At 66.8% G+C, this 21,714-nt stretch carries 19 protein-coding genes and 1 pseudogene; 13 read left to right on the plus strand and 7 right to left on the minus strand.

Features of this window, described 5'->3' with window-relative positions; all coding sequences use genetic code 11:
• The first annotated feature begins 49 nt into the window (after positions 1-49).
• Positions 50-3,412, plus strand: coding sequence for a diguanylate cyclase (locus tag FOC67_RS06470; RefSeq protein ID WP_009315482.1), 3,363 nt, complete (start codon positions 50-52; stop codon positions 3,410-3,412).
• 3 nt (positions 3,413-3,415) lie between these two features.
• Here FOC67_RS06470 and FOC67_RS06475 read toward each other — a convergent pair whose 3' ends face one another.
• On the minus strand, positions 3,416-4,417 hold the full coding sequence (locus FOC67_RS06475) for an AraC family transcriptional regulator (protein WP_003106595.1): 1,002 nt from the start codon (positions 4,415-4,417) through the stop codon (positions 3,416-3,418).
• 335 nt (positions 4,418-4,752) lie between these two features.
• On the opposite strand from FOC67_RS06475, the gene dctA reads away from it, so the two are divergent.
• Complete coding sequence (gene dctA / locus FOC67_RS06480; RefSeq protein ID WP_003082442.1) at positions 4,753-6,063, plus strand: C4-dicarboxylate transporter DctC; 1,311 nt, start codon at positions 4,753-4,755, stop codon at positions 6,061-6,063.
• 74 nt (positions 6,064-6,137) lie between these two features.
• On the opposite strand, the gene FOC67_RS06485 is transcribed toward dctA, so the two are convergent.
• Positions 6,138-7,028 (minus strand): LysR substrate-binding domain-containing protein, encoded by an 891-nt coding sequence (locus tag FOC67_RS06485; protein WP_003109209.1) that lies wholly within the window; start codon positions 7,026-7,028, stop codon positions 6,138-6,140.
• Positions 7,029-7,229: 201 nt separating this feature from the next.
• On the opposite strand from FOC67_RS06485, the gene FOC67_RS06490 reads away from it, so the two are divergent.
• The 4 genes from FOC67_RS06490 to FOC67_RS06505 all read left to right on the plus strand — a co-directional run bounded on the left by FOC67_RS06490 (position 7,230) and on the right by FOC67_RS06505 (position 11,386).
• Positions 7,230-7,859 carry a glutathione S-transferase family protein gene (locus tag FOC67_RS06490; protein ID WP_003140525.1) on the plus strand — a complete coding sequence of 210 codons (630 nt, stop codon included), beginning with the start codon at positions 7,230-7,232 and terminating at the stop codon, positions 7,857-7,859.
• Complete coding sequence (locus FOC67_RS06495; RefSeq protein WP_009315483.1) at positions 7,856-8,875, plus strand: LLM class oxidoreductase; 1,020 nt, start codon at positions 7,856-7,858, stop codon at positions 8,873-8,875. Before FOC67_RS06490 ends, FOC67_RS06495 begins: the two co-directional genes overlap by 4 nt.
• Before the next feature lie 101 nt (positions 8,876-8,976).
• Positions 8,977-10,116 carry an acyl-CoA dehydrogenase family protein gene (locus tag FOC67_RS06500; RefSeq protein WP_009315484.1) on the plus strand — a complete coding sequence of 380 codons (1,140 nt, stop codon included), beginning with the start codon at positions 8,977-8,979 and terminating at the stop codon, positions 10,114-10,116.
• 88 nt (positions 10,117-10,204) lie between these two features.
• Positions 10,205-11,386, plus strand: a complete 1,182-nt coding sequence (locus tag FOC67_RS06505; protein ID WP_003082450.1) for a CaiB/BaiF CoA-transferase family protein — start codon at positions 10,205-10,207, stop codon at positions 11,384-11,386.
• Position 11,387: 1 nt separating this feature from the next.
• On the opposite strand, the gene FOC67_RS06510 is transcribed toward FOC67_RS06505, so the two are convergent.
• The 3 genes from FOC67_RS06510 to FOC67_RS06520 all read right to left on the minus strand — a co-directional run bounded on the left by FOC67_RS06510 (position 11,388) and on the right by FOC67_RS06520 (position 13,404).
• Positions 11,388-11,885, minus strand: a complete 498-nt coding sequence (locus FOC67_RS06510) for a SprT family zinc-dependent metalloprotease (protein ID WP_003082453.1) — start codon at positions 11,883-11,885, stop codon at positions 11,388-11,390.
• Positions 11,886-12,052: 167 nt separating this feature from the next.
• On the minus strand, positions 12,053-12,652 hold the full coding sequence (locus tag FOC67_RS06515; protein ID WP_003082455.1) for a Yip1 family protein: 600 nt from the start codon (positions 12,650-12,652) through the stop codon (positions 12,053-12,055).
• Between the two features lie 158 nt (positions 12,653-12,810).
• Positions 12,811-13,404: a DNA-J related domain-containing protein gene (locus FOC67_RS06520; protein ID WP_003082458.1), complete on the minus strand. Its 594-nt coding sequence runs from the start codon at positions 13,402-13,404 to the stop codon at positions 12,811-12,813.
• Between the two features lie 102 nt (positions 13,405-13,506).
• On the opposite strand from FOC67_RS06520, the gene ttcA reads away from it, so the two are divergent.
• Both ttcA and FOC67_RS06530 read left to right on the plus strand, forming a co-directional pair.
• Positions 13,507-14,331, plus strand: coding sequence for a tRNA 2-thiocytidine(32) synthetase TtcA (gene ttcA, locus FOC67_RS06525; protein ID WP_009315486.1), 825 nt, complete (start codon positions 13,507-13,509; stop codon positions 14,329-14,331).
• Between the two features lie 46 nt (positions 14,332-14,377).
• Entirely contained in the window at positions 14,378-15,049 is a 672-nt protein-coding gene (locus FOC67_RS06530; RefSeq protein WP_009315487.1) for a DNA-3-methyladenine glycosylase I, read from the plus strand.
• Position 15,050: 1 nt separating this feature from the next.
• Here FOC67_RS06530 and FOC67_RS06535 read toward each other — a convergent pair whose 3' ends face one another.
• Both FOC67_RS06535 and ddaH read right to left on the minus strand, forming a co-directional pair.
• Positions 15,051-16,469, minus strand: coding sequence for a basic amino acid/polyamine antiporter (locus FOC67_RS06535; RefSeq protein WP_003082465.1), 1,419 nt, complete (start codon positions 16,467-16,469; stop codon positions 15,051-15,053).
• 104 nt (positions 16,470-16,573) lie between these two features.
• The gene (gene ddaH, locus FOC67_RS06540) at positions 16,574-17,338 is read right to left on the minus strand and encodes a dimethylargininase (RefSeq protein WP_003086612.1); all 765 of its coding nucleotides are present in this window, start codon (positions 17,336-17,338) and stop codon (positions 16,574-16,576) included.
• A gap of 210 nt (positions 17,339-17,548) precedes the next feature.
• Here ddaH and ddaR point away from each other — a divergent pair, with 210 nt between their 5' ends.
• The 5 genes and pseudogenes from ddaR (at position 17,549) to FOC67_RS06565 (ending at position 21,712) form a co-directional block, all read left to right on the plus strand.
• A complete protein-coding gene (ddaR, locus tag FOC67_RS06545; protein ID WP_009315488.1) occupies positions 17,549-18,949 on the plus strand; it encodes a transcriptional regulator DdaR in 1,401 nt (466 codons plus the stop codon).
• 12 nt (positions 18,950-18,961) lie between these two features.
• Positions 18,962-19,732 (plus strand): NAD-dependent deacylase, encoded by a 771-nt coding sequence (locus tag FOC67_RS06550; RefSeq protein ID WP_003112457.1) that lies wholly within the window; start codon positions 18,962-18,964, stop codon positions 19,730-19,732.
• A gap of 65 nt (positions 19,733-19,797) precedes the next feature.
• The gene (locus tag FOC67_RS06555) at positions 19,798-20,415 is read left to right on the plus strand and encodes a C40 family peptidase (RefSeq protein ID WP_003082470.1); all 618 of its coding nucleotides are present in this window, start codon (positions 19,798-19,800) and stop codon (positions 20,413-20,415) included.
• A gap of 82 nt (positions 20,416-20,497) precedes the next feature.
• On the plus strand, positions 20,498-21,031 hold the full coding sequence (locus FOC67_RS06560) for a C40 family peptidase (RefSeq protein ID WP_003086623.1): 534 nt from the start codon (positions 20,498-20,500) through the stop codon (positions 21,029-21,031).
• A 19-nt stretch (positions 21,032-21,050) separates the two neighbouring features.
• A pseudogene (locus FOC67_RS06565) lies at positions 21,051-21,712 on the plus strand (O-methyltransferase).
• Positions 21,713-21,714 lie beyond the last annotated feature (2 nt).

A 21,714-nucleotide genomic window follows, 5' to 3' on the forward strand; every position in this document is an offset into this window, starting at 1 on the left:
TGTTCGGCTGGCGCAGTTCCTTTGACGCAGGTACCGGGGATTCGAGCGGATGTTCAGTGGCAAAACCGACGACAGGGGCTTGTGGGCGGGCATCCAGGCCGGTGTGCTGTTCTTTCTCGCCGCCCTGGCCTGCATCTACCTGTCGCGCCAGCCTGCCACCATCGCGGCGATCTGGCTGCCCAACGCGATCCTCACCGCCGCCCTGCTGCGCGCGCCGCTGCGCCAGTGGCCGGCGATCCTGCTCTGCTCCGCCGTGGCCAACCTGGCGGCCAACCGCCTGTATGGCGACAGCCTGTGGATGAGCGCGGCGTTCCTGCCGGCCAACCTGAGCGAAGCGATCTTCGCCGCGATGCTGTTACGCATCAACCGGGTGCGCGAGGACTTCGAGTTCAACCTGCATTCGGCGGTTCGCGTGCTCTGGGCCGGCGCGCTGATCCCGCCCTTGCTCGGTGCCTCGGTGGGCGCGGTGCTGGTCAGCGTCTTCGGCATGGGGCGTTTCCCGGAAATGTGGGCGCGCTGGTACGTGGGCGATGCGATGGGCATGCTCGCGCTGCTGCCGTTGTGCATGGCCAGCAACCTGGCGGCCTGGCGTCACGCTCTGTCGGGGCGGGCGGGAGTGGACAACGCGATGCTCCTGCTGGTGACCCTGGTGATCAGCTTCGTGGCCCTGACGCGCCTGCCCTACGCCTTCATCTACGTGCTCCTGCCGCTGCTGGTGGCCGCCGCCAGCACCAGCGTGTTCGGCACCGCGCTGATCGGCTGCCTGAACACCTGTTTCATCGCCGTGCTGATCGCCCTCGGCGTGTTCGTCCCCGAGTCGTCCCAGCAGCGTTTCGGCGAGCCGCTGCTGTACCTGCCGATGGCCTTGACCCTCATTCCCGCCTTCCTGGTCTCGGTGATCATGGAGCGCAGCCGCCGCGAGCAGCATCAGGTGGCCATCGGCGAGGCGCAGTTCCGCGGCGCCATGGAATTCTCGGCGATCGGCATGGCCCTGGTGTCGCTGGAGGGGCGGCTGTTCAAGGTCAACGAGGCGCTGTGCCGGATGCTCGGCTATTCCGCCGAACGCCTGGGCGAGCTGTCGTTCCAGGAGATCACCTATGTGGACGACCTGGAACTGGACCTCGACCTGGTGCGCGACCTGCTCGCCGGGCGTATCAACTCCTACCAGATGGAGAAGCGCTACCTGCGCCAGGACGGCGAAACCTTCTGGGCGCGCATCAGCGTGTCGCTGGTGCGCGACGAGGAGGGAGTCGCCCAGTACTTCGTCACCCAGGTGGAGGATATCGACAGTCGCAAGCGTGCCGAGCTGGAGCGCGAGCGCCTCGCCGAACGGATCAAGCTGGCCACCGACGCCGGGCAGATCGGCATCTGGGAGTGGGACCTGGCGCGCAACCGCCTGCACTGGGATTTCCGCATGTTCGACCTGTACGGCATCCGCAGCGGTCCCGGGGAGACCACGGTGGAGCAGTGGAAGGCGAGCCTGCATGCCGAGGATCACGACCGCGTGCTGCGCGAGCTGGAGCGCGCCGTCAGCGGGTTGCAGAAATTCGACTGCGAGTTCCGTATCGTCCGCCCCAACCGCGAGGTTCGCCACCTGCGGGCGATCGCCACGCTGACGCGCGACGAGGACAACCGTCCGGTGCGGATGATCGGCATCAACAGCGACATCACCGAGATCCGCACCCTGGCGGAAACCCTGCACGAGGAAAAGGAACGCCTGCAGGTGACCCTGTATTCCATCGGCGATGCCGTGTTGACCACCGACGCCGGCGGCCGCGTGACCTTCATGAACCCGGTGGCCGAGGCGATGACCGGCTGGACCTTGCAGGACGCCATCGGCGCGCCCCACGAACTGGTCTTCAACGTGCTCGACAGCGACACCGGCGAGGCCCTGGAAAGCCCGGTGCGACGCTGCCTGCAGAACACCCGGGTGTTCTACCTGGAGGACGGCGCCACGCTGATCAGCCGCAAGGGCGAGCAGCACGATATCCAGAATTGCGCGGCGCCGGTGCGCACCCGCGATGGCGAGATCATCGGCACCGTGCTGGTGTTCCAGAACGTCACCAAGGCCCGGGCGATGCAGCGCGAGCTGAGCTATCACGCCTCCCACGATGCCCTCACCGGGCTGTTCAACCGCACCAAGTTCGAGGAGGAGCTGCAACGCGCCCTGGCCAACGCCCAGGAGCGGGCGACCCAGCATGCGCTGTGCTTCATCGACCTCGACCGCTTCAAGGTGGTCAACGATTCCGCCGGGCACGCGGCGGGCGACATGCTGCTGCGCGAGCTGAGCCGGATTCTCGCCGACCGCACCCGCGCCTCCGACACCCTGGCGCGGCTGGGCGGCGATGAGTTCGGCCTGCTGCTGTTCGATTGCTACCTGGCGGAGGCGGAGCAGGTGGCGAGCAAGCTCATCGAGCAGATCTGCTCGGTGCGCTTCCCCTGGGAAGGGCGGCTCTACGACGTGGGCGCGAGCATCGGCATCACCGCCCTTACCGCCACCTCGCGCAGCACCAGCGAACTGATGAGCCAGGCCGACGTGGCCTGCTACGCGGCCAAACATGCCGGGCGCAACCGGGTTTCGGTGTACCAGTTCGGCCATGAGGAAGTGGAGCGCCAGCACCGCGACATACTCCTCGCCAGCGGGCTGCGCGAGGCCCTGGAGAACGACCGCTTCCAGTTGCAGGCGCAGGAGATCGTCCCGGTCGGCCCCCGCCGCGACGGCGACCGGCACTACGAGCTGCTGCTGCGACTGTACGATCCGGATGGCCAGATGACTCCGCCGGGCGCCTTCATCCCGGCCGCCGAGCGCTTCAACCTGATGGCCAGCATCGACCGCTGGGTGATCAACGAGGCGCTGATCAACTTCGGCGCGCGGATCGCCGCGGTGGAGGGCCTGAGCATCGGCATCAACCTGTCCGGCAACTCGCTCAACGACCCGCTGTTCCTGCCTTACCTGCTGGATCGCATCGAACACTCGCCGCTGAGGCCGGAGCGCCTGTACTTCGAGCTGACCGAGACGGCGTTGATGAACCAGTTGTCGGTGGCTTCGCGGATCGTCGCCAAGCTGCGCGACCTCGGCTGCAAGGTGGCGCTGGACGACTTCGGCTCCGGCCTGAGTTCCTTCAATTACCTGAAGAATTTCGTCGTCGACGTGATCAAGATCGACGGCAGCTTCGTCCGCAACCTGGACAAGAGCCCGGTGGACCAGGCCATCGTCGACTCCATCAACCAGATCGCCCACCGCCTGGGCGCGGTGACTGTGGCCGAGTTCGTCGAGAGCCGGGAAATCCTCGATCACCTGGCGCGCCTCGGGGTGGATTTCGCCCAGGGCTACGCGGTCGGTCGGCCGCAGCCGTTCGCCACGGTGCTCGACCAACTGCGCAGCGGGCTTCGTCGCCAGGAGTTGGGCTGAGCTTCAGGCTTCCGCCTGGTGCCGGTACGCGCCGGGGGTGAGGCCGGTCCACTTCTTGAACGCGCGATGGAAGGCCGAGGGCTCGGAAAAGCCGAGCTGCTCGGCGATGTCCTGGATCGATAGCTCGTCCCGACCCAGGTGGTAGATCGCCAGGTCGCGGCGCAGGTGGTCCTTGAGTTGCTGGAAGCTGCCACCTTCCTCGCGCAGGTGGCGTCGCAGGGTCTGCGAACTCATGTGCAGCTGGCGGGCGACCTGGTCGAGGTCCGGCCAGCGCCGGCAGTCGCGGCCGAGCAGGCGGCGGATCTGGCTGGTCAGGCTGTCGCCGCCGTCCGGGCGCGCCAGCAGGTCGGCGGGAGAGTGCTGGAGGAACTGCTTGAGGGTGCGTTCGTCCTGCAGCAGCGGCATGCCCAGGTAGCGGGCGGCGAACAGCAGGCTGGTGCAGCCGGCGGAAAACCGCCGGGGGCAGGGAAACAGCAGGTCGTACTCGGCCTGGTGGTCCGGCGCCGGGTAGCTGAAGGTGGCTTCCTCCAGGCGGATGCGCTGGCCGATCAGCCAACTGGCGAGGCGGTGCCAGATCACCAGCAGGCTTTCGGCGAGAAAGTGATCCGGGTCCGACAGGTGGCGTTCCTCGAGGCTCAGGCGCACCAGGTCGCCGTCGCGCCGCAGGTGGATCAGCGGCGCCTGGGGGAACAGGCCGTAGAACAGTTCGCCGCGCTGCAGGGCCTTTTCCAGGGTCCGGCAATGAATCAGGGTGTGGCACATCATGGCGAAGGTGCCGCGCTTGCTGCGGACTTCGCCGAAGCCCATGTATTCGTCGTCCAGCACTTCCCAGAGCAACTGCATCAGGCGGGTGAACTGCTCCGGCGCGATGCGTGCCCGCGGTTCGTCCAGCAGGGCCGGCTGGATGCCGGCGCGACGCAGCAGGGCGGGGCCGTCCAGGCCTTGGCGCGTGGCCCCGCGCAACGCGGCGCGGACGAAATGGCTGGCGATGGTGCGCTCACGCATGGCGGCGTCCTTGTTGTTGGAACGGCGATGGTAGGGCGCCACCCGGAAGACGACAAGGGTGGTGGCGGACTCCCGCCATGCTCGCGCGGCACAGCCGGCCCGCCGGGCGGTAATCCGCCACGCTTAGCCCGCTATGCAATTTTCATTTTTTATTTAACTTGTTGATATATAAGGATTTTATTTAGAGAAAGAGCATCCTGGCACAGCCTCTGCAATGCCTGGGCAAGGTTCCGCCGCGGCGGTTCACGACAAAAAATCTCCCCAGCAAGGGGGGTAACGCTACCGGTGAGCGCGTTCCAGGGAACTGGCGAAGCGCCCCCGTGAGGACTCTGCCCATGACCAAACAACCCTTCTACAAGAGCCTGTACGTGCAGGTTCTGGTCGCCATCGCCATCGGTATCGCGCTCGGCCACTGGTACCCGGAAACGGCGGTGGCGATGAAGCCGTTCGGCGACGGCTTCGTCAAGCTGATCAAGATGGCCATCGCGCCGATCATCTTCTGCACCGTGGTCACCGGCATCGCCGGCATGCAGAGCATGAAGTCGGTCGGCAAGACCGGCGGCATGGCGCTGCTGTACTTCGAGGTCGTCTCCACCGTGGCCCTGATCATCGGCCTGGTAGTGGTCAACGTGGTCCAGCCGGGCGCCGGCATGCACGTCGACCCGAACACCCTCGACACCAGCAAGATCGCTGCCTACGCCGCTGCCGGCGAGAAGCAGAGCACCGTCGACTTCCTGATGAACGTGATCCCCGGCACCGTGGTCGGCGCGTTCGCCAACGGCGACATCCTCCAGGTCCTGTTCTTCTCCGTGCTCTTCGGCTACGCCCTGCATCGCCTGGGCAGCTACGGCAAGCCGGTGTTCGAGTTCATCGAGCGTGTCTCCCACGTGATGTTCAACATCATCAACGTGATCATGAAGGTCGCCCCGATCGGCGCGTTCGGCGCCATGGCCTTCACCATCGGCGCCTACGGCGTGGGTTCGCTGGTGCAGCTCGGCCAGCTGATGCTGTGCTTCTACATCACCTGCATCCTGTTCGTGCTCATCGTCCTCGGCGGCATCGCCCGCGCCCACGGCTTCAGCATCCTGCGCTTTATCAGGTACATCCGCGAGGAACTGCTGATCGTGCTGGGCACCTCGTCTTCCGAGTCGGCTCTGCCGCGGATGATCGACAAGATGGAGAAGCTCGGCTGCAACAAGTCGGTGGTCGGCCTGGTGATTCCCACCGGTTACTCCTTCAACCTCGACGGCACCTCGATCTACCTGACCATGGCCGCGGTGTTCATCGCCCAGGCCACCGATACGCCGATGGACATCACCCACCAGATCACCCTGCTGCTGGTGCTGCTGATCGCTTCCAAGGGCGCCGCCGGCGTCACCGGCAGCGGCTTCATCGTGCTCGCCGCGACCCTTTCCGCCGTCGGCCACCTGCCGGTCGCCGGCCTGGCGCTGATCCTCGGCATCGACCGCTTCATGTCCGAAGCCCGCGCGCTGACCAACCTGGTCGGCAACGGCGTGGCCACGGTAGTGGTTTCCAAGTGGTGCAAGCAGCTCGACGAGGGCACCTTGCAGCGCGAACTGGCCGGCGAGGGCAACGCTTCGTCGCCTGCCAGCGATATTCCGGTGGGCGGCCGCGAAGCGGTCTAAGCTCAAACCTGTTCGGCAGGGGGAAGTGAAGAGCTCCCTGCCGCCCTTCGAACCCGCCCTCGTGGCGGGTTTTTTTATGCCTCGGCAGCGGCCTGCTCGCGCAGCCAGGCGAGGAACAGCGAGAGGGGTGCTCGTTGCGCCGCTCCTGGCAGGCTCACCGCGTAATAGGCGAAGCGGCTCGGCCAGGGCCGCTCGAGGGCGACCGCCAGGCGGCCGCTGGCGATCTCGGCGCGGGCATGGATCTCCCGTACCAGCGCGATACCCTGGCCGGCCTCGGCGGCGCGAACCAGCAGCAGGTCGTCGGCGAAAGCCGGACCTCTCTCGCTGCGCGGGTCGTCCTCCACCCCCATCGCCCGCAGCCACAGGCGCCAGTCATTGCGCTCCGACTCCTGCAACAGCGGGTAGGCCAGGCAATCGATCGCTTCGCGGATCTCAGGGCCTTCCGCCAGCAGGCGCGGGCTGGCCACCGGGATCAGCGGCGGGGCCATCAGCGCCTGCACGTCGAGTCCGGGGTAGTCGCCGAGCCCGTGGCGGATGGCGACGTCGATTCGTTCCCGGCGCAGGTCGGCGAGCAGTGCCGTAGCCTCCACGCGGACTTCCACCTGCGGGTGCGACGCGCTGAATTGACCGAGGCGCGGCACCAGCCAGGTGGCGGCGAAGGAGGGCTCGGTGCTGACCGTGAGGGTCTGGCGGGCATTGATCGCCTCCAGCTGGGCAAGGCTCGCGGTGATCTGCTCGAAGGCCTGGCGGAGGCCGGGATAGACCTGCTCGCCCTCCGGCGTCAGGCGCATGCCATGGCTGAAGCGCTGGAACAGGACGACGCCGGTGCGCGCCTGCAGAGCCCTGAGCTGCTGGCTTACCGCGCCGGGAGTGACGCCCATGGCCGCGGCCGCGCGGGTGAGATTGCCGTGGCGGGCGGTTTCGACGAAAGCGCGTAGCGCGAGGAGCGGGAGGACGGCACCCATGAATTCAGTTTTTCTATAAACAGGTTGTAGAAAGGATCGTTTTTCATCCGCCGACCTGGGCTTCAGCATGTGTGGCGAAACGAGAGACTTTAGCCTAGCTGCTTTCTTCGGTGTGCGGGAAGCGGCCGAGGCGGTTTCCCCGGTCGGCGCCGCCCCCATCGCCCAGGCGCCGGATAGTCCAGCGCTGCAAGGATACTTGCCATGCCTTCCCTCCAGCTCTACAGCGACAGTTCACCCAACGGATTCAAGATCACCATCGCCCTCGAGGAACTGGGGCTGCCCTACGCACTGCACCACGTTCGCATCGACCATGGCGAGCAACGCCGCCCGGAATTCCTGCGCCTGAATCCACATGGCCGGATACCGGTGCTGGTAGACCGGGCCGCCGGCATCACCCTGTTCGAGTCGGCGGCGATCCTGCAGTACCTGGCGGAGACCAGCGGGCGGTTGCTTCCCGACGCCCCCCGGGAACGCTGGGAGGCCCTGACCTGGCTGACTTTCCATGCTTCCAGCATGGGCCCCATCCTCGGCCAGCGCGTGCATTTCGAGATCTTCGCCGAAGAGCGGTACCCGCCGGCCATCGAACGCTATCGGCGGCTCTCCGAGGAGGTTTTCGCCACCCTCGACCAGCGCCTGGCCGGACGGCCCTGGCTGGCCGGTGAGCAATACTCCATCGCTGATATCGCCACCTTCGGCTGGACCCATACGGCGCGGATCGTCGACTTCGACTTCAGCCATTATCGCCACCTGGACGACTGGCACCGGCGCATGGCCCTGCGGCCTGCGGTGCAGCGCGGGATCGTCCTGCCAGAACCGGCGGTGGGTCCATGAGCGCCCTGCTGCAAGGCGCCTCGGCGCCGGCCTTCGTCGGGCACCCTGGCTATCGGCGCATGTTCGCCGCAGACGCGCTGACCCTGGGCCTGTTCCTGCCGTTGCGTTTCTACCAGGGCGACATGCGGGTGCTGCTGGGCCAGGCGCGGCTGGTCGAAGAAATCGATCGACTGGGGTTCGCCGCCGTCTGGGTACGCGACGTACCGCTGTTCGACCCACGCTTCGGCGATGCCGGACAAGTGTTCGACCCGTTCACCTACCTTGGCTATCTGGCCGCGCGGACCCGCCGTATCGCCCTGGCCACCGGCAGCGCGGTGCTTGCCCTGCGCCAACCGGTCGACCTGGCCAAGGCCGCGGCGAGCGTCGACCGGTTGTCCGGCGGACGCCTGGTGCTGGGCCTCGCCTCCGGCGACCGGCCGGTGGAGTTCCCCGCCTACGGGTTGGAGCATGCGCAGCGCGGCGAGCGGTTCGCCCAGGGCCTGGACTACCTGCGCCAACTGCTGCACGGCTGCCGGCACGTCGCCTCGCCGCTCGGTACGCTGGACGACGCCGAACTGTTGCCGCGTCCGCCGGCCGGCGCCATCCCGCTGGTCGTCACCGGCTCCGCGCGGCAGCCGGCGGACTGGCTGGCACGCCAGGCGGATGGCTGGCTGACCTATCCGGAGTCGACTGTCGATGCGTCCGGACCACGTCGCCTGGCCGGGAGGATCCGCGCCTGGAGGATGTCCATCGCGGACGGCGGGTTCCGCCCGCACATGACCAACGAATGGCTGGACCTGGTGGACGACCCGGCGTATCCGCGTACGTCGTTGCATGGCGGCTACGTCCTGCGCACCGGGCGCAACGGCCTGATCGAGCTGCTCGGCGAATGGCGTGCGGCGGGCGTCAACCATGCCGCCCTGGGCATCCAGTTCTCCGCCAGGCCGGCAGCGGAAGTCATCCAGGAACTGGCCGAGGAGGTGCTGCCGCTGTTCCCGTCCCACCCGGGCGTGCAGCCGGCGAGCATGGACTGGTAGCTGACCGATTCGGTCAACCGAGCCTGAGCGCTCGCGTCATTGAGGGCGCCGGCCGGCGCCGCCTACCCTGCGGAACCACTGACCGCAGGGAGTCCCCGTACATGCAACGGCAGATCTTCGAGACCGAACACAACCTGTTCCGCGATGCCTTCCGCGCCTTTCTCGACAAAGAGGTGGTGCCGCACCAGGACGCCTGGGAAGAGGCCGGGGTGGTCGACCGCGCTGTCTGGAGGAAGGCGGGGGAGATGGGCTTCCTGCTGCCCTGGGCGGACGAGGAGTACGGTGGCGCCGGGCTCAAGGACTTCCGCTACGAGCAGATCATGTGCGAGGAGCTGGCGCGGATCAACGAGCCGGGCTTCATGATCCCGCTGCACTCGGCGTTGTGCGGGCCGTACATCGCCGAATACGGTAGCGCCGAGCAGAAGGCCCGCCTGTTGCCGGGGATCGTCCGTGGCGAGACCATCCTCGCCGTGGCCATGACCGAGCCGTCCGCCGGCTCCGACCTGGCCGGCATGCGCAGCACCGCGGTGGACAAGGGCGACCACTGGCTGCTCAACGGCTCCAAGGTGTTCATCTCCAACGGCCTGCTGGCCGACCTGGTGATCGTCGCGGCGAAGACCGATCCGGCGAACAAGCACGCCATGGGCCTGTTCCTGGTGGAGCGCGGCATGCAAGGCTTCGAGCGCGGGCGCAACCTGAAGAAGCTCGGCATGAAGAGCCAGGACACCGCCGAGCTGTTCTTCAACAATGTGCGGGTGCCGAAGGAAAACCTGCTGGGCGACGCCAAGGGCGGCTTCTTCTACCTGATGAACATGCTCGCCCAGGAACGCCTGACCAACGCCTGCGGCGCGGTGGCTGGGGCCGAGGCGGCGTTGCAGGCGACCATCGATTACGTGAAGGAGCGCCAGGCCTTCGGCCGGTCGGTGGCGCACTTCCAGAACACCCGCTTCAAGCTCGCCGAAATGCGTACCCAGATCGACGTGGCGCAGGTCTTCACCGACCGCTGCGTGATGGACCACAACCAGAAGAAGCTGACCCCCGAGGTCGCCGCCGAAGCCAAGCTGTTCACCACCGAGCTGCTGGGCAAGGTGGTCGACGAAGGCGTGCAACTGCATGGCGGCTGGGGCTACATGTGGGAGTATCCGATTTGCAGGATGTACGCCAACGCCCGCATCCAGCGGATCTTCGCCGGTACCTCGGAGATCATGAAAGAGATCATCAGCCGCGGAATGAAGCTCTGACGCCACGGCCATGTCGCGCCGCGCGGCGGGTGGATAGGCTGCTCGGCAGGCGATCCCGACCAATGCCCGGCGACCCAGAGGAGGGAGCATGAAAGGCCCGTTGTCATCGTTGAAAGTGCTGGATTTCTCGACCCTGTTGCCGGGGCCGTTCGCCTCGCTGCTGCTGGCCGACATGGGGGCGGACGTGCTGCGCGTGGAGTCGCCCGGGCGCATGGACCTGGTGCGGGTGCTGCCGCCGCACGTCGACGGCACCTCGGCCAGCCATGCCTACCTGAACCGCAACAAGCGTTCCATCGGCCTCGACCTGAAGCGGCAGGGCGCACGCGAGGTGGTGCTGGAGCTGGTACGCGAATACGACATCGTCCTCGAACAGTTCCGTCCGGGGGTGATGGACAAGCTCGGCGTCGGCTACGAGGCGCTGAAGGCGGCGAACCCGCGGCTGATCTACGTGGCCATCACCGGCTACGGCCAGACCGGGCCGTACCGCGAGCGCGCCGGGCATGACATCAACTACCTGGCGCTGGCCGGCGTCGCCAGCTACACCGGGCGCCGCGAGCGTGGCCCGTTGCCGCTGGGGGTGCAACTGGCGGACCTCGCCGGCGGTTCGTTGCATGGCGTGATGGGCCTGCTGGCGGCGGTCATCCACCGGCAGCAGACCGGCGAGGGGCAGTTCGTCGACATCAGCATGACCGACTGCGCCTTCAGCCTGAACGGCATGGCCGGCGCCGGCTATCTCGCGGCCGGGGTCGAGCCGGAGATGGAGGCGCTGGCGCTGAACGGCGGCAGCTTCTACGACTACTACCGCACCCGCGATGGCCGCTGGTTCTCGGTGGGCAGCCTGGAACCGCAGTTCATGCAGCAGTTCTGCGCCGCCATCGGCCGCCCGGAACTGGCCGCCCGCGGCCTGTCGCCGAAGCCGGAAGAGCAGCGGGCGCTGAAGCGCGAGATCGAGATGGAGTTCGAGAAACGCGACTTCGCCGAATGGCAGGCGGTGTTCGCCGCCCTGGATGCTTGCGTGGAGCCGCTGCTGCCGCTCTCCGAGGCGCTGGAGCACCCGCAGTTGCAGGCGCGCGGGCTGGTTGCCCGGGTGCCGCTGGCGGACGGCGGCAGCCAGGCGCAGATGGCCTGTCCGATCAAGTTTTCCGCCGGCCTGCCGGCGCCTCGCCACATCGGCGCGGCGCTCGGCGCCGACACCGTGGCGGTGCTCGAAGGCCTGGGCTACTCCGCCGAACGGATCGCCGAGCTGAAGGCGGCCGGGGCCATCGCCTGAATCACTCGCGGAGCACTTCGCCGGTGAACACCAGGGTCGCCTTGCAGCGCCGGCAGTAGTAGCGGCGCCCCTTGGCCACCAGGGTGTGGCGTTGCGGGGAGAACGGGAAGTCGTTGTGCTCCGGGCAATGGCAGCGGTACAGGTAGCGGGTGGTGGCGCGGCGCTTGACCGCGTAGGTGTGGCAGCGGTCCGGCGGCAGGCCGTAGATGCCGCGCATGATCAACTGCCACTCCTCGCCGTGGGGGCGGATGCGCGGGCCGAACAACTGGTGCGCGATCAGGTGCGCGACTTCGTGGGCCACGGTCTGTTCCAGGAAGTGCTCGCGGTTCTCGCGGTACAGCTGGGGATTGAAGCGCAGCAGATTCTCGTCGAGATGGGCGACCCCGGCTTTCTGGCCGCGCAGGCGGAAGCTGACGGTCGGGCGGGGGAAGCTGCGTTGGAAGAAGTGTTCGGCCTGCCGATAGCAGGCCTCGACGCGGGCGTTGAGGTGTTCGGGCATTCGGGAAGACTCCAGCAGCGGGCGATTATGCCGGAGACAGGAGGGCGGGCGCAGGCGTCGGGACGACCGCTCGTCCGGGGTGCAGGATCAGGCAAGCGCGGCGGCGGGCAAGAAAAAACCGGGCGGCGGTTGCCCGCGGCCCGGTCGTACGATGCGTTCGCTGGACGTCAGCTGGTGTATTCCGGGCCGACCCCGCTGCCCCAGAGGATCACCGACAGGGCGATCATCGCCACCAGCACCACCAGGCCCACCGCCAGCACCGAGCTGGAGAACAGGAAGCCTTCGTCCTTGTGGATGTTCATGAAGGTGGGAATCCCCACGTAGAGCAGGTAGACCGTGTAGCTGATCGCCGCCACCCCGACGATCATTCCCAGCCAGAGGTGCGGATACAGCGCCGCCAGCCCGGCGATGAACAGCGGCGTGGCGTTGTAGGCGGCGAACACGATGCACTGGGTCAGGCTCGGGTTGGCGTCGTAGGTCCGCGCCATCCAGTGGATGAATGCGCCCATCACCGCCACCCCGGCGAGCATCGCCAGGTAGGTGAGGACCGTCATCTGCAACGCGCTGGCCTGGGTCAGCTTGACCGGATCGCCGCCGCCGACCACCCAGCCGACCTGGGTCGTGCCGATATAGGCGGAAATCGCCGGAATGGCAGCCAGGATCAGGATGTGGGTCAGGTACATGTGGCTGATGCTTTCTTCTTCGCCACGGATTTCCTGCCATTCCTGATCGGGATGGGTGAAGAGCCCCCATACATGATGGATCATGCCGTTTCCTCCTCGTTCTTATGTGGTCGCCCCCCAGCGAAGCGCCGGGCGCGCATGGACAGCGCCACCCGGTGCTCGGCCGACCTATGCGACCTTATGTCGCAGTATAGGAACGGCCCGAGCCCGCGTCGCTCGCGGGGTTAGAGCAAATCGAAGCTTCATGGCCGGCTGTAATAGCGTTGCAGTATTTCCATCGCCTTGTTGATCGATTGCAGGCGCGCGGTGCTGCCGCCGCGGTCGGGATGGTGCTGGCTGACCAGTTGCCGGTAGCGCAGCTTGATGGCGGGATAGTCGACCGCGCCCTCCAGCTCGAACAGGGCGAGGGCGGCAGCCTTCTCCTCGCTGCCCTGCATGCGCGTCCAGAAACTCTGCAGCAGCCGCTCGACGTCGGCCTCGCTGGTCTCTCCCAGGTGGCGCAGGTCGAGGTAGTAGTCGCGCAGCGGATCGCCCTGTTCCAGCGCCTGCGTGCCATCCACGTAAGGATGCAGGCGCAGGCTCAGCGGGCTGATCTCCAGGTGCGCCTCGCGCTCGGCCCAGAGGTGGTCGCGCAGGTGGTAGAGCGCGTTGAACAGGAGGAAATGGGTGCGGAACAGCACCAGCTTGTCGGCCAGTTCGCGATGGGGGATATGCGTCGAATGGCGGGCCTTCAGCAGCTGGATCAACTGGTATTCGGAAAGCCCCTCGGGATGCTCGCGCAGCAGGCAGAGGATCTGCCCGGCGAGGTCGAGGCGGTGGTCGAGGTCGGGAGTCATGGGGCAAGACTAGCATCGGGCGTCGGGAGGGGCTGGGGTCGGCGTCGCTTTGTGCGTAAAATAGCCAGCTTTTCTCCTCGAACACCCGGATTCCAGAGCACCATGGGCACCCTTTCGGTCAATCAGAACAAACTGCAGAAGCGCCTGCGCCGCCTGGCCGGCGAGGCCATCACCGACTTCAACATGATCGAGGATGGCGACAAGGTCATGGTCTGCCTGTCCGGCGGCAAGGACAGCTACACCATGCTCGACATCCTGCTCTACCTGCAGAAGGTCGCGCCGATCCGCTTCGAGATCGTCGCGGTGAACATGGACCAGAAGCAGCCCGGTTTTCCCGAGCACGTCCTGCCGGAGTACCTGAAGTCGATCGGCGTGGAGTACCACATCGTCGAGAAGGACACCTACTCGGTGGTCAAGGAGAAGATCCCGGAAGGCAAGACCACCTGCTCGCTGTGCTCGCGCCTGCGCCGCGGCACGCTGTACACCTTCGCCGACGAGATCGGCGCGACCAAGATGGCTCTCGGTCACCATCGCGACGACATCCTCGAGACCTTCTTCCTCAACATGTTCTACGGCGGCACCCTGAAGGCCATGCCGCCGAAGCTGCTGGCCGACGACGGGCGCAACGTGGTGATCCGGCCGCTGGCCTATTGCAGCGAGAAGGACATCGAGGCCTATTCCCAGCTCAAGGAGTTCCCGATCATCCCCTGCAACCTCTGCGGTTCGCAGGAGAACCTGCAGCGCCAGGTGGTCAAGGAAATGCTGCTGGAATGGGAACGCAAATCGCCGGGGCGTACCGAGATCATGTTCCGCGCCCTGCAGAACGTGGTGCCGTCGCAACTGGCCGACCGCAACCTGTTCGACTTCGCCAACCTGCGCATCGACGAGAACGCCGCGCCGCGCTTCCTCGACGTGATGAACCTCTGAGCCGCGCCGCCGGTCAGTTCTTCCCTACGGTCTGCAAGGATTCCCGATGCGCGACTACGCCTGGATGTACGAATACTGCCTGAACCGCTTCGGCTCCAGGGAGGCGCTGGAAGCGCGCCTGCCGCAGCCGAAGAGCGCCGCCGAGCTGCGCACGGTGGGTGACGACCGCTACCTGTCGCTGATCAGCCTGCGGATCTTCCGCGCCGGCCTCAAGCACAGCCTGGTGGACGCCAAGTGGCCGGCCTTCGAGGAAGTGTTCTTCGGCTTCGATCCGCAGAAGGTCGTGCTCATGAGCGCCGAGCATCTCGAGCGGCTGATGCAGGACGCCCGCCTGATCCGCCACCTGGGCAAGCTCAAGAGCGTGCCGCGCAATGCGCAGATGGTGCTCGACCTGGCCCGCGAGCATGGCAGCTTCGGCAACTTCCTCGCGGATTGGCCGGAAACCGACATCGTCGGCCTGTGGAAGCTGCTGAGCAAGCGCGGCAACCAGCTCGGCGGCTTGTCGGCGCCGCGTTTCCTGCGGATGGCCGGCAAGGACACCTTCATTCCCAGCGACGACATGGTCGCCGCGCTGAAGGCCCAGGAGATCATCGACAAACCGCCCACCAGCCTCAAGGACCTGGCGGCCGTCCAGGGAGCCTTCAACCAGTGGCGCGAGGAGAGCGGTCGGCCGCTGTGCCAGCTGTCGGTGATGCTGGCGCATACGGTCAATCACTGAGCTAGAGGCTCAGCCGACCGCTGCCGATCATCCACAGCGCCGCCAGCGCGAGGACCAGCACCAGCGCCGCGACGCTGCCTTCGGCGCGATTGCCGAACGCCGGCAGGCCGCGCTGGCGACGGGCATGCAGGAAGAAGCCGAGGCCCGGCGCGTAGAGGATCATCGACAGCAGCAGGTATTTCAGCCCGGCGGCGTAGATCAGCCAAACCCCGTAGAGCGTCCCCAACAGCGCCAGCGCCAGCATCGCGCCCGAGTGCGGGCGGCGCGCCACCAGCTTCAGGCAGAAGCCGGCGCAGAGCAGGTAGGGGATCAGCGCCATCGAGGTGGCCAACTGGATCAGCGCGTTGTAGCCCGAGGCGTTGAGGAAGGCCACCAGCAGCAGCGCAGAGATCAGCGTGCTGGTCAGCCACAGTGCCGGCGCTGGGGTTTCCACCGCATTGGTGCGGCCGAACAGTGCCGGCGCGGTGTGCGTTGGGCCACGGCTGGCCAGGTAGAGCATTTCCACCGCGAGCATGGTCCAGGCCAGCAGCGCGCCGCCGACCGAAACGATCAGCCCGACGTTGATCAGCGTGGCGCCCCAGGGGCCCACCGCCGCGGCCATCACCTGGGCCATCGAGGGGTTCTTCATCTGCGCCAGTTCGTGCTGCGGCACCACGCCCAGCGACAGCACCGAGACGCAGACCAGCAACAGCAGGGTGACCACGAAGCCGAGCAGGGTTGCGCGGCTGACATCGGCCGCGTGCCGCGCGTGGCTGGCATAGACCGTGGCGCTCTCGATGCCGAGGAATACCCAGACGGTGTAGAGCATGGTGGTTTCCACCTGGCGGGTGACGCTGCCCAGTGCCGGGCTGCCCCAGAAGTCCAGGTGAAAGGTCTCGATGCGGAAGGCCAGGGCTACGCAGAGGATGAACAGGGCGATCGGCACCACCTTGGCGAGGGTTACGATGGCGTTGGTGATCGCCGCGTTGTGCACGCCGTGGAGGACGAAGGCATGCATCAGCCAGAGCACCGTCAATTCGCCGAGCAGCGCCGGCCAGGTGGTTCCGTCGCCGAAGAAGGCCAGCGCGCCGAACGAGCCGAGGGCGCTGAACAGCACCACCAGGTAGCCGGCGTTGCCGACCCAGGCGGAAATCCAGTAGCCCCAGGCGGCATTGAACCCCAGGTATTCGCCGAAGCCTTCGCGGGCGTAGCCGTAGACGCCGTCGTCCAGTTCGGGGCGGGTGGTCGACAGCCACTGGAATATCCGCGTCAGGGTCAGCATGCCGACGAAGGTGATCGCCCAGGCGATCAGGATCGCGCCTGCGCCTGCGCCTTCGGCCATGTTCTGCGGCAGGCTGAAGATGCCGCTGCCGATGATGCCGCCCACCACCAGCGCGGTCAGCGCCGGCAGCCCCAGTTTTCCCTTGTCCGAATCGGCCATGTGGCACCTCCGAAACTGCATCCGGTATGTCGCGCCAGGCGCAGGCGGAGCCTGCGCCGGGGTGCGACGGCGGGAGGCGGCGGGTCGGTCCGCCGCGGCATGATTCAGAAGCGCAGCGACATGCAACTGACGCCGCCGTCGATCTTGCGGTATTCGGAGGTGTCCACCTCGATCACCCGGTAGCCGAGGCGGGCGATCTTCTCGCGGGTCCGGGGATAGCCGGCGGGCATGATCACCCTTTCGTTGACCCAGATGCAGTTGGCGGCGTAGGACTCCTCTTCGGGGATCTCGATGATGTTGAAGTCCTGGAACTCCGGCTTGCTGACGAACTCGCCGGCGGCCAGCAGGTTGTTGTGTTCCAGGTAGGCGAGCCCGGTCTTCAGGTGCAGGACCTTTTCCAGGCGCACCACCGAGCCGCTGAGGCCATGTTTCTCCAGGATCGCGATCATCTGCCGGGCGCCCTCGGCGTTGGTGCGGGCCGATTCGCCGATGTAGAAGTGGTCGCCGACCATCATGATGTCGCCGGCTTCCACCGTGCCGGGTGCCTCGATGCGCTCGACCTTGCCCGGATAGAAGCGCTGCACGGTTTCCTCGATGATCTCGGTCTCGCCGCGCCGCGATTCGGCGCCGGGGCGGGTGATGATGGCGCAGCGCGAGGTGCAGAGCACCGGGTCCTCGACGAACACCGAGTCGGGGAAGCGTTCGTCCGGCGGCAGCAGGGTGATGTCCACGTCGCAGGTCTGCAAGGCGCGGATGTAGGCGTTGTGCTGCTCCAGGGCCTTGGCGTAGTCCGGCTTGCCGAGGTGGCTGGAGGTCAGGCCGTCGACCAGGCTGCGGGCGGGCGTGCGAGCGATGATGTGCTTGAACATGACGATTTTCCTCGTGTGGGGACGACGAGGTCGTTGCAAGCCACGCGCCAGCCAACGCCCGGGAATTGCCTTGGAAATCCTTGATAAATCGGAGGATTTTCCTGGTTTTCCGAGGACTTGGTTGATCCACGCCAAGGATGCTCGGTCGCGCTGCGTCGAAGATGGGACAACTGACGAGATTTCGACATCCGGGAAACCGAGGGGGAGAGCATGGCGCTTGTCGAGGAGCCGACGATTTCCGCGCGAAGCGGTGAACTGGCCTGGTTGGTGGACTGCCTGGCGCCGATTTTCGACGGCCTGCGGCAACCGGTCACGGTGGTCGACCCCTCCGGTCGCTTCGTCTACTACAACCGTGCCAGCGGCCTGCTCGATGGTCTCGACCCGCAGCGGGCGCTGGGCATGCACCTGTTGCAGAGCGCTCCCTGGCTGGCGGCCGAGCAAAGCACGCTGTTGCGTTGCCTGGCCGAAGGGCGGCCGTCGATCGATACGCTGCAGGCCTACGTGGGGGCCGGCGGCGAGCTGTTGCAGTATCGCCACCGGGCGATCCCGCTGCGCGGGCGCGACGGTTCCCTGCTCGGCGCGATGGAGCTCGGCGAAGTCGTCGCCGAGACCGAAGAGGCCGCAGGCCCGGCGGATTGCCCGAACATCCTGAGCGTGGCGCCGAGCCTGCTGCGGCAGTTGCAGCGCCTGGACGTCTTCGCGGCCACCGACCTGCCGCTGCTGATCCATGGCGAGACCGGCACCGGCAAGGAACTGTTCGCCCGTCGCGCCCATGCCCTGAGCCCGCGACGCAGCGGTCCGATGATCAGCCTGAACTGCGCGGCGATTCCCGAGACGCTGCTGGAAAGTACCCTGTTCGGCACCACCCGCGGCGCTTTCACCGGCGCCGAGAACCGCAAGGGCATGTTCGCCCTGGCGCAGGGCGGCAGCTTGTTCCTCGACGAGATCAATTCCATGCCGATGGCCATGCAGAGCAAGCTGCTGCGGGTCCTGCAGGACGGCAGCTACCTGCCTCTGGGCAGTCTGAGCCCGCAGCGGGCCGATGTACGCCTGATCGCGGCGAGCAACCAGCCGCCGCGCCAGGCGATCGCCGAGGGACGCCTGCGCGAGGACCTGTACTACCGTCTGGACGTGGGCAGCCTGTGCATCCCGCCGCTGCGCGAGCGCCCCGGCGATGTGGAACTGCTGGCACGGGCGTTCGTCCGTCGCGATGCGCGCAGCCTCAACCCGCGTGTCACCGCTCTTGGCGAGCGGGCGCTGGCGCAGTTGCTGGCCTGCGACTGGCCGGGCAACGTCCGGCAACTGGAAAACGTGATCCGGCGCAGCCTGTTGCTGCACGGGGAGGGCGGCGCACTGCTGGATGAGGTGGCGTTCGCCGACGACGGCGCCGAGGCCGTGGGCGGCGAGGCCGCGCGCTCGATGAACAGCGCGGCGGTCGGAGGCCTGCGCGAGGCGCTGGCGCAACAGGAGCGCAACCTGATAGAAGACGCCTTGCGCCAGGCGCGCGGCAATCTCTCCCGGGCCGCCGCCCGGTTGCGGATTCCGCGCACGACCCTGCTCGGGCGCATGCGCCGGCTCGGCTTGCCGGCTTCCCTCGATCCGCCAGCCTGACAGGAGCCAACCATGGACAGCCACAGCCCGATCGCCACCGTCGCCCAGGCCCTGCGGCGCGCCGAACGCATCCTGGTCATCACCGGCGCCGGCCTCTCCGCGGACTCCGGTATGCCCACCTATCGCGGCCTCGGCGGTCTCTACAACGGTCGCACGGAAGAGGGCCTGCCGATCGAGGCGGCACTTTCCGGACCGATGCTGCGGCGCGATCCGGCGCTGTGCTGGAAGTACCTCGCGGAACTCGGCAAGGCTTGCCTGGCGGCCCGACCCAACGCCGGCCACGAAGCCATCGCCGAGTTGCAGAAGCACAAACCGGAATGCTGGGTGCTGACCCAGAACATCGACGGCTTCCATCGCCAGGCCGGCTCGCCGGCCGAGCGGCTGATCGAGATCCATGGCGAACTGGCGCCGCTCTACTGCCAGTCCTGCGGTGCCGAGAGCGGCGGCCTGGAGGAGCATCTGCACGGCCAGTTGCCGCCGCGCTGCGCCGCTTGCGGTGGGGTGCTGCGGCCGCCGGTGGTGCTGTTCGAGGAAATGTTGCCGGAAGAGGCGATCGATACCCTGTACCGCGAATTGCGCAAAGGCTTCGATGCGGTGCTGGTGGTGGGAACCACCGCGAGCTTCCCCTATATCGTCGAACCGGTGCTGCGCACGCGGCAGGCGGGAGGCTTCACCGCGGAGGTGAATCCTGGCGTGACCGACCTCAGCGAGCGGGTCGATGTGAAAATGACAGGACGAGCCTTAGACATCATGCCGCAGGTGGTAAGTCACATTTATCGATAAAAAACTTGCATAGGATTGATCGAGAAGGCAAATTAGCCCGCTAGTAAAACTAATGAGACACGGTCGTGCCCATGCTTAAACGCTTAGCACCCCTCGTGCCCATGAGTTTCGTTCTGCTGCTGGCCGCTTGCGCCAGCCATTCGCCGGAGCCGCAGGTCGCCAAAGAGCCGACCGCAGCCAAGAGCAGCATCGACGTCGAACGCGACGCGATCGCTTGGCAGGATGTTGAGGACGAAGGGGCGGACAATTCATCGGCTGGTACGCCTGCGCTGGCGTCCAGCATCCTCGAGCGCGCTTTCGAACTGATCGGTACGCCGTACCGTTTCGGCGGTACGACGGCGAAAGGCTTCGATTGCAGCGGCTTCGTCGGCTACCTGTTCCGCGAGGAGGCCGGCATCAAGCTGCCGCGCTCCACCCGCGAACTCATCGATATGGACGTGCCGCTGGTCTCCAAGGACGAGCTGCAGCCGGGCGACCTGCTGTTCTTCAACAACCGTGGCCGTGGCCGCGTCAGCCACGCCGGCATCTACATCGGCGATGGCCAGTTCATCCATTCCGCCAGCCGTCGCGGCGGCGGGGTGCGGGTGGACAGCCTGGACTCCAGCTACTGGAGCCTGAGCTACATGGAAGCCAAGCGGGTGCTCGAACCCGGCTACAAGGACGCCCTGACGAGCAAGCGCTAAACTTAAAGTTTTACTTTAAGTATTGCGTTTAACTCCTTGTCGTAGCAAAGTGGAAGCATTCCTCACCAGGAAGGCTTCCACTATGCATGCACTGGCCCGATTCTCGATCCTCGCCTTTGCTGCGCTGCTTACCGCCTGCGCCAGCAAAGCGCCGCCCCCCGCGCCCGCCAAACAGGTCGTATTCCGTCCGGCGACGAATTTCTCGCCCGCCGCCGACGATGTGCTGTTCCGTGCCCTCGGCCTGGTCGGCACGCCCTACCGCTGGGGCGGCAACACGCCCGATTCGGGCTTCGATTGCAGCGGCCTGATCAACTTCGTCTACCGCGACATGACCGGCATCAAGCTGCCGCGCTCGACCCGCGAGATGATTTCCATGCGCGCGCCCAGCGTGCCGGTGCAGGCCCTGCAGACCGGCGACCTGGTGTTCTTCGCCACCTCCGGTGGACGCACCGTGAGCCATGCCGGCATCTACGTCGGCGAGGGTCGCTTCGTGCATGCGCCGCGCACCGGCGGCACGGTGCGCCTGGACAGCCTGCAGAACAGCTACTGGCAACGCGCGTACCTGGACGCCAAGCGCGTGCTGGTCGCGCCGTCGCCCTTGGCGCGGATGCCCTGAGGCGGGGAGGTCAGGGCCGATGACCACCCGCACCCTCAACCTCGACGACAACCTCTACCGCTACCTGCTGGACGTTTCGCTGCGGGAAACCCCGCTGATGACCCGCCTGCGCGAGGAAACCGCGAAGCTGCCCAACGCGCGCTGGCAGATCGCCCCCGAGCAGGGCCAGTTCATCGCCTTGCTGCTGACCCTGATCGGTGCGCGGCGGGCGCTGGAGGTCGGCACCTTCACCGGCTACAGCGCCCTGTGCATGGCTACCGCCCTTGGCGAGCAGGGGCGTCTTACCTGTTGCGACCTGCCCGGCGACTACCATCTCACCGCGCGCCGCTACTGGCGCGAAGCCGCTGTCGAGGAGCGCATCGAGCTGCGCCTCGGGCCCGCCCTGGAAACCCTGCGTGCGTTGCTCGACGAAGGCCTGGCCGGCAATTCGACCTGGCCTTCATCGACGCCGACAAGGCCAACTACCCCGAATACCTGGAAGCCGCGCTGGCGCTGGTGCGCCAGGGTGGGCTGGTGCTTTTCGACAACGTGCTGTGGAGCGGCCGGGTGCTCGAAGCGCAGCCGAAGAGTGCGGATACCCGCGGCATCCAGCAGCTCAACCTGGCGCTGAAGAACGACGCGCGGGTGGACTACTCGCTGCTGCCGATCGGCGACGGGCTGAGCGTCTGCCGCAAGCGCTGAGC

It is taken from the genome of Pseudomonas sp. FDAARGOS_761 (genome assembly GCF_013343155.1).
Taxonomy (GTDB): Bacteria; Pseudomonadota; Gammaproteobacteria; order Pseudomonadales; family Pseudomonadaceae; genus Pseudomonas; species Pseudomonas aeruginosa.